Source organism: Brevundimonas sp. P7753, from assembly GCF_013386595.1.
Lineage (GTDB): Bacteria > Pseudomonadota > Alphaproteobacteria > Caulobacterales > Caulobacteraceae > Brevundimonas > Brevundimonas bullata.
Genome location: NZ_JACARP010000146.1, coordinates 1 through 354 on the forward strand (window position 1 = coordinate 1; position 354 = coordinate 354).

At 72.0% G+C, this 354-nt stretch carries 1 protein-coding gene; it reads right to left on the reverse strand.

The features are described 5' to 3' along the window. Nucleotides 1-42: 42 nt before the first annotated feature. The gene (locus HX774_RS18435; RefSeq protein ID WP_178828894.1) at nt 43-267 is read right to left on the reverse strand and encodes a hypothetical protein; all 225 of its coding nucleotides are present in this window, start codon (nt 265-267) and stop codon (nt 43-45) included. Nucleotides 268-354 lie beyond the last annotated feature (87 nt).

Sequence of the window (354 nt, forward strand, 5' to 3'; positions counted from 1 at the left end):
GACCACCCTCCCCATGAAGGGGAGGGAGAAAACCACGCTGCATCACTTCCCCTCCAGCCGACGCTCGATCCGGTCCACCGTCGCGCGCACGGCCTCGCCCTGGGCCTCCACCCGCGCCAGCCGCTCGGCCACCAGCCTCTGCTCGCCCACCCTCTGCTCCAGCGTCGCAATCCGCGCCGCCGCCCCGCCGGCCCAGACCAGCCCCCCGATGGTCTGCACCAGCAGGGCCGCGATCAGGGCCACGGGCATCTTCTTCACATCCGGCATTCTTTCCTCCCCATTTCATGGGGAGGGGGACCGCGTAGCGGTGGAGGGGGCGACGCCGCCCCCTCCAGCCGAGACGCCCCCTCCGTC

Excerpts from the sequence above, each read along its gene's own strand:
- HX774_RS18435 (WP_178828894.1), bottom strand. The coding sequence starts at position 267 with ATGCCGGATGTGAAGAAGATGCCCGTGGCCCTGATCGCGGCCCTGCTG.